General features: G+C 76.9%; 1 pseudogene. It reads right to left on the bottom strand.

The annotated features are described in order from the left end of the window. Nucleotides 1-514: pseudogene (locus HW577_RS26000) on the bottom strand (hypothetical protein); the annotation flags it as partial. Between the last annotated feature and the right edge of the window lie 141 nt (nt 515-655).

The raw sequence follows: 655 nt of genomic DNA, 5'->3' as shown, positions 1-655 counted from the left end.
CATCCGCCGCTGGGTCGCGCGCCAGCGCCGCGCCGGCAAGCAGCGGACATGGTCGCAGCAGCAGCGCGACGAGCGCGCCCGCGACCCCGACCAGCACGGCGCGCGGCGCGAAGCCGAGCGGCAGCGGCGGTTCCAGCGCCAGAACGGCGACGAAGGCCGCCACCCCCGCGCCGATCCCGCCCAGCACCAGCGCCTTCGGCACGAAGGGCAGGTAGAAGCGCGGATGCGCCACGACCTGCCAGAGCAGCCCGCCATCGGTGAAGGCGAGCGGTTCGCCGAGTGCGGTGCGCTTCGCCCGGTCGGCCACCGCAAGGAAGACACACGCGCCGCACACCAGCCCACCGGCAAGCACCGGCTGCGCGGTCAGCGCCAGCAGCGCGGCAAAGCCAGCCAGCACGGGCGCGGCGTCGAGCAGCATCCAGCGCGACGCAGGCGCGCCCGCACCCAGGCGCAGCAGCGCCCAGGCCGGCCAAGGGAGCAGCGCGCCGGCCAGCAGGTGCAGCGCCGCGCTCATCCCTCCGGCGCGATGCGGAAGCGCATCAGCCGCACGGCGCGGTCGGCGAGCGGCGCGGGCAGCGCATCGACGGCGCGCAGCAGCAGCGCGAGCGGCAGCGGGAAGGCAAGCCGCCCCTGCCCCGCGAGGATGGCGCGGTGG

The sequence above is a fragment of the Neoroseomonas rubea genome (genome assembly GCF_016106015.1).
In the GTDB taxonomy this organism is placed as follows: Bacteria; Pseudomonadota; Alphaproteobacteria; order Acetobacterales; family Acetobacteraceae; genus Neoroseomonas; species Neoroseomonas rubea.
This window is presented reverse-complemented; position numbering and strand designations above follow the sequence as displayed.